This is a genomic window from Streptomyces sp. SID3343 (genome assembly GCF_009865215.1).
In the GTDB taxonomy this organism is placed as follows: Bacteria; Actinomycetota; Actinomycetes; order Streptomycetales; family Streptomycetaceae; genus Embleya.
The window spans coordinates 1-566 of sequence record NZ_WWJX01000029.1 but is presented as its reverse complement, the minus strand read 5'-3'; the positions used below and the strand labels follow the sequence as shown (position 1 = coordinate 566).

At 72.1% G+C, this 566-nt stretch carries 1 protein-coding gene; it reads left to right on the top strand.

The genetic code is table 11. The features are described 5' to 3' along the window. Positions 1–18 precede the first annotated feature (18 nt). Positions 19–566, top strand: a 548-nt coding sequence (locus GT354_RS00945) for an acyltransferase domain-containing protein (RefSeq protein ID WP_346011774.1), incomplete at its 3' end; no start/stop codon positions are given.

Sequence of the window (566 nt, the reverse complement as noted above, 5' to 3'; positions counted from 1 at the left end):
AGCGGGACCAACGCGCACGTGATCCTCGAACTCCCCGAGGACGCGCCCGTTGTCGAGGAACCGACCACGCCCGCACCGGCCGTCGTGCCGTGGGTGATCTCCGGGAAGACCGCCGACGCCCTGCGCACCCAGGCGTTCCGCCTGCGGGCGGTGCTCGATGCCGAGCCGATCGATGTGGGCCGATCGCTCGCGTCGTCGCGCGCGGCGTTCGACGAACGCGCCGTGCTCGTCGGCGATCGAGACCTGCTGGCAGCCGGCCTGAACGTCGTCGCCCGAGGCGAGGGCGCGGCCGGCGTGATCACCGGGACGGTGGGGCCGCTCGGCAAGACCGTCTTCGTGTTCCCGGGGCAGGGTTCGCAGTGGGTCGGTATGGCGGCGGAACTGTTCGTGCAGTCGCCGGTGTTCGCGGCGCGGTTCGAGGCGAGTGCGCGGGCGCTTGCGCCGTTTGTGGATTGGTCGCCGGTGGGGGTGTTGACCGGGGCGGAGGGGGCGCCGTCGTTGGATCGGGTGGATGTGGTCCAGCCGGTGCTGTGGGCGGTGTTGGTGTCGTTGGCGGAGGTGTGGCG